Below are 8,517 nucleotides of genomic sequence, written 5' to 3'. Positions count from 1 at the left end.
CTCCATGGCCTTCTTGAGCTTGATGACATCGTTGGCCGATTGCGTGAAGTTCACATACAGCGGGTTGACCTGCTGGATCAAGGCCAGTTGCGTGGCTTCACCCTGGCCCACCAGTGCACCTTCCGTCACCAGCGCCCGGCCGATGCGGCCCGAGATCGGTGCCGTCACGGCGGCATAACCCAGGTTGATGTGCGCCGTCTGCACGGCAGCCTTGGCCGAGGCCACATCGGCTTGCGCCTGACGCTGGGCCACTTGGGCATTCAGGAACTCTTGCGGGCTGATGGCCTTGGCGGCCTGCAGCGGCTGGTAGCGATCAACCAGGGCAGTAGCTTGTGCCAGGTTGGCTTCGGCCTTGGCTTGCGTGGCCTGGGCGCTGTCCAGCGCAGCCTTGTAAGTGCTGGGGTCAATCTGGAACAAGGATTGGCCGGCCTTCACATCCGCGCCTTCTGTGAACAAACGCTGCTGCAGGATGCCGGCCACACGGGCACGGACCTGGGCGGTACGCAAGGCTTCCAGGCGACCAGGCAACTCGGCCATCACGGGCACGCTCTGGGGCTGCACTGTGACCACGCCCACCGGAATCGCCGGCATGGCACCCGGCTTGGCGCCACCCGCCGCGGCTTGCTGATCCTTCTGCCCGCACCCGGTCAGGAAAGAGGCCGCCACGGCGCACAGCGCCAGCACGCCCACGGCATTGGCCGTCCAGCGCCACAGTTGGTCCTTCTTCAGCAGCGGCGCCCGCACGGCAGCGATCGCATGATTTTCTTCTTGTTCCACTGTCAGTTCACGACTCGCCATAGGGCACCTCTTCAAATACTTGCCTGGTCAACGATATGTTACGGAGTATACATACATGCTTGTATGTATGCGATGAAATCTGCGAGAATCCCCCGTGGAATTCACGGTTTTTTACCTGTCGTCATGCGCCGAACCAAAGAAGATGCACAACAAACACGCGAAAGCCTGCTGGACGCAGCTGAATGCCTGTTTGCCGAGCGCGGCGTATCCCGAACTTCCCTGCAGGACATCGCCAAGGCTGCCGGCGTGACGCGCGGTGCGGTCTACTGGCACTTTGCCGACAAGACCGAACTGTTCAACGCCATGATGTCGCGCACGACACTGCCCATGGAGGACACGCTCAAATCCATCGACACGGAACAAGAAGCCGACCCCTTGGGCGAACTTAAAGCTTCCATGATGGATGTGATGCGGCGCATTGCGCATGACCCACGAACGCAGCGGGTCTTTGACATCGCCACACTGAAAGTCGAGTACATCGACGAACTCTCAGGCATCCGCGAGCGGCACCTCAACGTGCACGGCTCCTGCCAAAGCCACGTCGAGGCCACATTCCAGCGCGCCCAGGCACTGGGCCACATTCGGGCGGAATTGAACCTGCATGTGCTGGCCGTGACCTATATGGCGCTGGTCAATGGCCTCATCCACAACTGGATGCTGGATCAGTCACGGCATGATCTGGTGGCTGCTGCCGACGCCGGTCTGGACGTGTTCCTCAGCGGCTTGCGCTGAGATCACCAGCCTTCAGGCACGACGGGCCACGGCGTTCACGGCGCCATCCGTGCGCTCATCCAGGCTGGCGGATTCATCATCTTCCAGATGGCGGTTGTCGGCCCAACCAACCATGCTGAAGCCCTCGCCATTGAAAAGCAGGCGGTTGACGCTGGCATTGGTGATCTTCCAGCTACGAGGCAGATCCAGCTCCAGGCCATTGGCCGCACGGTAAAAGCAATCGAGCACGCCGCCATGGGCCACCAGCGCAATGCTTTGCCCCGGGTGCTGGCGGGCCAGGCGCGTGATCGCGTCCATGCAGCGCTCGTAGAAATCTTCCAGGGTCTCGCCGCCGTCCGGGCCATAAGCCGGGTCACGTTCACGCCAGCGCCGCGCCTCCTCGGGCCATTGCGAAGCGACTTCTTCCTGGGTCATGCCTTCGAAACGCCCGAAATGGCGTTCGCGCAAGGACTCATCCACACTCAAGGGCAAACCGGCCGCCTGCGCAATGGCCTCGGCCGTATGCCGTGCACGCTGCAGATCGCTGCTGTAGATGGCGTGCAACCCCTCATCGGCCAATGCCTGCGCCACGCGCTCGGCCTGCCAACGGCCCTTGTCGTTCAAGGGAATGTCGATGTGGCCCTGGATGCGGGCTTCGGTGTTCCAGGGCGTTTCGCCGTGGCGGATGACGAGCAGGCGGGTGACTTGATCAGGCATGGGAACGATGATGCCTCAGGAATGCTGCAGCGCACAATACCTGAAGTGAATCAAACACCCCAGACGATGGGTTTGCCGGCTTCCTGGGCCTCTTCGATCATTTTGATCAAGGGCCATGCGCGTTTTCGCAGGCTGACAAATTCATCCTGGAACGATGGCGTTCTGGCCTCTTGCTCATCCAACTCGCCATCGGCCGGCTTGGGAGGCTCGTCTTTCAAGGCTCGCAGCACCTGCAAGGCCGCATCCATATCCGCCGGCTCCAGAATGCCCCGGCTCAGGTCAGGCTTGCCCAATACTTTCAGCAAGGCCTGAGCATGCGCCTGCACCATCACCAGATCACCCGTGGCCTGGCTTTTGAACTTCACTGCCATGACTTGCCTTTCCTTCTTGCTGAGCCATTCAACATGCCATCAGCTTACGCTCGATTCAGCGGCTCAGCCGCCAAGCTCCGTGGACTGCGCTCACAATCCAAGCCAACACGCTTGACGCCATCGGCACGCCAAACCATGAACAACACGACCCACATCCTGTATCTGCATGGCTTTCGCTCTTCACCCAAGTCTTTCAAAGCGCAGATGCTGGCGCGGCATGTGGCGCACTTGAACGAGCAAGGCATCGCACTGAACTGGCGTTGCCCGCAACTGCCGCCCTCTCCTGCCCAGGCCTGGGCCCTGATCGAGCAAACCACCGCAGACTGGCCCACAAGCGACATGGTCGTGATCGGCTCATCGCTGGGCGGGTTCTACGCCACCGCGCTGGCTGAGCAACGCGGTTGCCGATGCGCCGTGATCAATCCGGCTGTCGAGCCTGCGCGGGATCTGGCTCGCTACATCGGCGAGCAAACCGCCTTCCATGATCCGGACGCCCACTTCTTCTTTCGCGCCGAATTCATCGACGAATTCAAGGCAATCGCCCGCTATCCCGTCACCCGACCCGAGCGCTACTGGGCACTCATTGCCAAAGGTGACGAGGTACTGAGTTGGGAAGAGATGTCACAACGCTATCAAGGCTGCGAGCTGCATCTGCTGGAAGGCGGCGATCACGCCGTCAGCGACTTTGCCCAGCACATGCCTGCGCTGCTGGACTGGCTGAATCTGCCTGCGCCTTGAGCCACACATACAGCCAGGCATCGCGCGGCCTCGGCCATCAAACCCTGGTGATACCTTGGGACACCTGAAGTCTCCCCATTTTGTACACTGTCCCCACAATATTTCAGGGAAAAGTGATCATGCTCACCAAAACGTCTACGTTGGCCGTTGGCCGCACACGCCGACCTCTCTGCCAAGGCCTCGATATCGGGCTTGCAGTTTGTATTGAGTGACCTCACGCCCAATGATGGCGAGACGCCGTCTCTAACCAAGCCACTGGAGTTACAACCCGCAGGTTGGGATTCGAGCGCCAGCACATCGATCACAAACTTTGATTGGCAACAGCATTCAAGTTGGCAACAAGGGGTCGGGACCTTTGGCGACGCATCAGCCAGCGCGATATTTGGCCCATCCAGCGCGCAAGCCTCGCTGGCAGGGAGCGGCCCCCTCACAGGCCCCTACAACATCACGGCCTCTGGCACGTTGGCTGACTCGCCATCTGGCGACTATTTGACAACAAACTTTTCAAGCCTGAGCGCCCACGCAGGCACGAATGACACCATGGGCACCAGCTTTCTGCTGTCCGCCCATACCAGCTTGACGCTCATTGGTCAGGCTGATTTGTTTATCAGCAGCACTGGTGCCAACCCCGATTTTCTCGTGCCGTTCAACACATCTGTGTCCAGCAAATTCTCGGTCCAATTCCTGGCCTCCGACGCGAACTCGATCCACACTGACTCGGCCACCAAAGAATTATTCATAGGCTATTCGGATGCGCCACGTACCGATTCCTTCAATCAGGTGTTTTCGTTTACCTACGCGAATGACTCCGATCAGGGCGCCATCGTCAGCCTTTGGGCCAATGCCAGTGTCTACGCGATGCTGCCCCATCTGCCCGCCTCGGCCGTTCCAGAACCTGGCTCGCCAGTTTTGATGGCGTTGGGGCTGATCGGATTGCTTGGCCTGACAAGCCGCCGCGGATTGATGCAGGCTGTGCGACGCGGGCCCTGAGCCCCCGGCGACAAAATGGGACAATCACGGTCTGACACCTGCAAAAGACCCCCATTCGATGTTTGCCCTTTTTGACGACGCCGGTAAATTCCAGGCCGGCCGTGTGATGTCCGAAGCCGACAGTTCGATGCAGATCGAGCTCGATTCGGGCAAGCGCGTGAAGGTGAAAGCCGCCAACGTGCTGATCAAGTTCGCCAAGCCTTCGCCCAGCGAGTTGCTGGCCCAAGGCACCGCCCAGGCCGCCGACATCGATGTGGACCTGATCTGGGAAGTGGCCCCGGAAGACGAGTTCAGCTTCGAAGACCTGGCCAAGGAATATTTCAGCGCCAGTGCCGATGCCGTGCAGCAGGCCGCCATGCTGATGCGCCTGTTCGACACGCCGCATTACTTCCATCGCCGTGGCAAGGGCCGCTTCCGCAAGGCGCCCGAGGACATCCTCAAGCAAGCCCTGGTCGCCATCGAACGCAAGAAGCAGCAAGCCTTGCAGATCGAACAATGGGCGCAAGCGTTGGCAGCAGGCGAATGCCCGCAGCCCATCAAGGACCAGCTCTACAAGATCCTCTTCAAGCCTGACAAGAACGGCCCTGAGTACAAGGCGGTGGTCGAGGCTGCCAAGACGGCCCAACGCGCCCCGCTGGATCTGCTCAAGGACGCCGGTGCCATCGACAGCCCTTACCAGTTCCACTACAAGCGCTTCCTGTTCGAGCACTTCCCCAAGGGCTCGGGCTTCCCGGCTGTGGAAGCTCCCCCGATCAAGGACGAGTTGCCGCTGGCTGGCGTGCGCGCCTTCTCGATCGACGACTCGATGACGACCGAGATCGACGACGCCCTGTCCGTGCAAGGCCTGGGCAGTGGCAGCGTGACCTACGGCATCCACATCGCGGCGCCCAGCCTGGCGATTGCCCCGGGCTCACCTGTGGATGCGCTGGGCCGTGCCCGCATGTCCACCGTCTACATGCCTGGCCACAAGATCACCATGCTGCCCGATGACGTCGTGCAGACCTACACGCTGATCGAAGGCCGTGATTGCCCGGCCGTGTCGCTGTACGTCACCTTCGACGAAGCCACGCTGGCCGTGACCGGCAGCGAAACCAAACTCGAGCGCGTGCCCATCGTGGCCAACCTGCGCCACGACAAACTCGACGGCGTCATCACCGATGCCACGCTCAGCGGCGAAGCCCCGGCCGATTACGCTTTTGCGCCCGAACTGGCCTTTGCCTTCCGCCTGGCCAAGCACCTGAAAGCCCAGCGCGAAATCGTGCGCGGCAAGCCCGAAACCTTCAACCGCCCCGACTACAGCTTCAAGCTCATTGGCGCCAATGGCGAGAACACCATGAGCGACGGCGTGGAGCCCAATGGCACCGAGCAGGTGGTGATCGGCACCCGTGCACGTGGATCGGCGCTCGATCTGATCGTGGCCGAAGCCATGATCCTGGCCAACAGCACCTGGGGTGGCTGGCTGGCCGAACTGGGCGTGCCCGGCATCTACCGCAGCCAGGCCAGCCTGCAGCCGGGCATCAAGGTGCGCATGAGCACCAAGCCCGCGCCGCACGCCGGCATGGGTGTGGCGCAGTACACCTGGGCCACCTCGCCGCTGCGCCGCTATGTGGACCTGGTCAACCAGTGGCAGATCGTGGCCTGCGCGAAGAACGGTCGCACCGCCGCCCTGGCCGCGCCGTTCAAGCCCAAGGATGCCGAGCTGTTCGCCATCATCTCGAACTTTGACACGGCCTACAGCGCCTACAACGGCTTCCAGTCCAGCATGGAGCGCTACTGGACGATCAAGCACCTGGGCCAGCAAGGCCTCAGCGAGCTCGATTGCGCCGTGATGGTCAACGGCCTGGTGCGCGCCGACACCCTGCCCCTGGTCTTCAAGGCCATCGGCGCGGACAACCTGCCCCGCCACGCCAAGGTGCGCGTGCGCATCACTGGTGTGGACGAACTGACCCTGGACGTGCACGCCAGCGTGGTGGCGCGTCTCGACGAAGCCACACCCGCGGATCAGGGTGATGCCGAAGGCAGCGAAGACGACGAGGTGCTGGACAATGCAGGTCCATTGACCCTGGCCATCGACATGACCGATGCGGAGCCCTCAGCGGGCGACGCGCCGGCTGCCTGACCGCCAGGACACCGAAGCCCGAACGCCTCCGAGCCTGAACACGAATGCTTCAACGCCTTCGATCCCTGTGGAACAGCCTGAGCCTCTTGCAGATCTGCCTGGGGATCTCGGCGCTGCTTCATATCGGGCTGTTCAGCTTCCGTTTCATTGATCCGGAAGGCTTCAACCGCACCTTCAAGGACACCCCGCTGGAGGTGATCCTGGTGAACGCAGGCGGAGAGAAGCCACCAGAAAAAGCCCAGGCGCTGGCACAACAGAACCTGGCCGGTGGCGGCGAAGACACAGGCCGCGCCACCTCGCCCCTGCCCCCCTCGCCCGAAGCCGAAGTGGGCGATGCGCTGGAGCAGACCGCGCGCATGATCGAGCAGATGCAGCAGGAACAGCAGCAGTTGCTCACGCAGGTCAAGAACGAGCTTTCCGCGCTGCCGCCACCGCAACCGCGCGCCAAGGCCGAGACCGCTCAATCACGCGCAGACGACGAGCGCCGCCGCCAGCTGACCAAGCTGCTGGCCGAGATTGAAAAGCGCATCCGCGAAGAAAACGAGCGCCCCAAGAAGCGCATCATCAGCCCGGCCACGATGAAGGCCGCTGACGCGATGTATTACAGCCAGTTCCGCAATCTGGTTGAACGCATGGGCACGGATCACTTCCCGTCGCACAACGGCAAGAAGCTGTACGGCGAGATGTACATGATCATCACGCTCGACCGCAACGGCAAGGTGCGCGACACCGAGATCACCATCAGCTCGGGCAACAAGATGCTCGACAAGCGCGCGGCCGAGATCGTCAAGCAAGGCGGCCCCTACGGGCGCATCCCGCCTGAGGTCATCGCCGGCAAGGATCTGCTGCTGATCTCCTCGCGCTTCCGCTTCACCCGTGACGAGGGCATGCAGGCCATCACCCAGGCGCCCGCGCCAGGTCAGGTGGCGCCGGCTCCCGTCGCGCCCTGATCCCACGCTGACATGACCTCCCCAGACCGCTACGCCGTGGCCGGCAACCCGGTTGAACACAGCCGCTCGCCGCTGATCCACGCCCAGTTCGCCCAACAGGCTGACCAAGCGATGGACTACGGCCGCCTGCTGTGCCCGCTGGATGACTTCAAGGCCCACATCAAGGCCTTTGCTGCTGGCGGCGCCAAAGGCTGCAACGTGACCGTGCCCTTCAAGTTTGAAGCTTTCGAGCTGGCCAGCCGCCGCACGCCCCGCGCCGAACTGGCGCAAGCCGCCAACACCCTGCGCTTCGATGCCGACAGCGCCGGCGGCTGGGTGGCCGACAACACCGATGGCGTGGGCCTCGTTCGTGACATCGCCGTCAACGCAGGCGTGGCACTCGCTGGCAAACGCGTGCTGCTGCTGGGTGCCGGTGGCGCCAGTGCCGGCGTGCTGGGCCCGCTGATCGAGGCGCGCCCCGCCGAGATCGTGATGGCCAACCGCACGGTAGAAAAGGCCCAGGCCATCGTCGATCGCCATGCCGCATGGGCCGATCAACACGGCGTGAAGCTCAGCGCCTGTGGCCTGCAAGCACCGGGCACCGCATTCGACGTGTTCATCAATGGTACGGCCGCCAGCCTGGCTGGCAGCGGCGTGCCCGTCGGCCCCGAAGTACTCAAACCCGGCACACTGGCGCTGGACATGATGTACGGCCCTGCCGCACAAGCGTTCCTAGACTGGGCGCGCAGCCATGGCGCCGTGCCGCGCGACGGCTTGGGCATGCTGGTCGAACAGGCCGCAGAAAGCTTCGCCTTGTGGCGTGGCGTGCGCCCCGACACCGCTCCGGTGCTGGCCCACATGCGCGCTTTGGTCGATGCGACCAAGCATCATTAAGGCCCAGCTCCTCCAACCTTTATCGTCACCACATCAAGAACCCCGATGCGTGCAGTCTGGCGAATCGTCGTCCTGTTGATCCTCAGCGGCCTGAGCCTGCAGCTGTACTTCGCTGCGCGCATCGGCCTGATGCGTGTGGTCGCCCCGCAATCCACCACCTTCCAGCGCAGCGAGATGGCGCGGCTGGTACGCGAGCAAGGCCGCATCACCTGGACCCAGACCTGGCGCCACAAGGGCGCCAGGTCTGTGT

9 protein-coding genes and 1 pseudogene are annotated in these 8,517 nt (G+C 62.7%); 7 read left to right on the top strand and 3 right to left on the bottom strand.

Going from position 1 to position 8,517, the window contains the following annotated elements; all coding sequences use genetic code 11:
• Positions 1–798 (bottom strand): efflux RND transporter periplasmic adaptor subunit (locus EPO09_RS06555; RefSeq protein WP_290641386.1); only part of this gene is annotated, 798 nt, incomplete at its 3' end.
• Between the two features lie 123 nt (positions 799–921).
• Here EPO09_RS06555 and EPO09_RS06550 point away from each other — a divergent pair.
• On the top strand, positions 922–1,530 hold the full coding sequence (locus EPO09_RS06550) for a TetR family transcriptional regulator (protein ID WP_290641385.1): 609 nt from the start codon (positions 922–924) through the stop codon (positions 1,528–1,530).
• A 12-nt stretch (positions 1,531–1,542) separates the two neighbouring features.
• Here the strand turns inward: EPO09_RS06550 and EPO09_RS06545 are convergent, their stop codons facing one another.
• Positions 1,543–2,226 carry a histidine phosphatase family protein gene (locus EPO09_RS06545; RefSeq protein ID WP_290641383.1) on the bottom strand — a complete coding sequence of 228 codons (684 nt, stop codon included), beginning with the start codon at positions 2,224–2,226 and terminating at the stop codon, positions 1,543–1,545.
• Between the two features lie 50 nt (positions 2,227–2,276).
• Positions 2,277–2,597 (bottom strand): DUF1840 domain-containing protein, encoded by a 321-nt coding sequence (locus EPO09_RS06540; RefSeq protein WP_290641382.1) that lies wholly within the window; start codon positions 2,595–2,597, stop codon positions 2,277–2,279.
• A gap of 135 nt (positions 2,598–2,732) precedes the next feature.
• On the opposite strand from EPO09_RS06540, the gene EPO09_RS06535 reads away from it, so the two are divergent.
• From EPO09_RS06535 to EPO09_RS06510, 6 genes and pseudogenes are all read left to right on the top strand, one after another.
• Positions 2,733–3,335, top strand: a complete 603-nt coding sequence (locus tag EPO09_RS06535) for a YqiA/YcfP family alpha/beta fold hydrolase (protein WP_290641380.1) — start codon at positions 2,733–2,735, stop codon at positions 3,333–3,335.
• Between the two features lie 192 nt (positions 3,336–3,527).
• On the top strand, positions 3,528–4,325 hold the full coding sequence (locus EPO09_RS06530; protein WP_290641379.1) for a PEP-CTERM sorting domain-containing protein: 798 nt from the start codon (positions 3,528–3,530) through the stop codon (positions 4,323–4,325).
• A gap of 58 nt (positions 4,326–4,383) precedes the next feature.
• The gene (locus EPO09_RS06525; RefSeq protein ID WP_290641377.1) at positions 4,384–6,444 is read left to right on the top strand and encodes an RNB domain-containing ribonuclease; all 2,061 of its coding nucleotides are present in this window, start codon (positions 4,384–4,386) and stop codon (positions 6,442–6,444) included.
• Positions 6,445–6,488: 44 nt separating this feature from the next.
• Positions 6,489–7,394, top strand: coding sequence for an energy transducer TonB (locus EPO09_RS06520; RefSeq protein ID WP_290641375.1), 906 nt, complete (start codon positions 6,489–6,491; stop codon positions 7,392–7,394).
• Between the two features lie 12 nt (positions 7,395–7,406).
• Positions 7,407–8,267, top strand: coding sequence for a shikimate dehydrogenase (gene aroE / locus EPO09_RS06515; protein WP_290641373.1), 861 nt, complete (start codon positions 7,407–7,409; stop codon positions 8,265–8,267).
• 45 nt (positions 8,268–8,312) lie between these two features.
• A pseudogene (locus EPO09_RS06510) lies at positions 8,313–8,517 on the top strand (hypothetical protein); the annotation flags it as partial.

This window comes from Aquabacterium sp., assembly GCF_004297345.1.
Classification (GTDB): domain Bacteria; phylum Pseudomonadota; class Gammaproteobacteria; order Burkholderiales; family Burkholderiaceae_C; genus Aquabacterium.
The sequence above is the reverse complement of the archived record's forward strand: the minus strand, read 5'-3'. Positions and strand labels throughout refer to the sequence as shown.